1 protein-coding gene is annotated in these 243 nt (G+C 51.9%); it reads right to left on the minus strand.

What is annotated here, in order from left to right:
* A partial coding sequence (locus H8K36_RS19075; RefSeq protein ID WP_186918098.1) for a VCBS domain-containing protein occupies window positions 1–243 on the minus strand: 243 nt, incomplete at both ends.

Here is a 243-nt window from a genome sequence, read left to right on the forward strand (position 1 = left end):
TGCTGTCCGGGATCGTGACCGTTGGACCACCATCGGTATTACCATTGATCGTAATGACCAAGGTTGCCGTTGTCGTACTGCCGTCACCATCAGTTAAGGTGTACGTAAAGCTATCGGTCAAGCTTTGACCGGCACCTAAGCCATTGACGGCCGCATTACTGTTGTTGAGCGTGTACGTGTAGGTACCATTGCTGTTCAAGACCAAGGTACCGTAGCCTGCTGCATTGGTGAACGTACCTGCTG

Source organism: Affinundibacterium nitidum, assembly GCF_014284155.1.
GTDB lineage: Bacteria > Pseudomonadota > Gammaproteobacteria > Burkholderiales > Burkholderiaceae_D > Undibacterium > Undibacterium nitidum.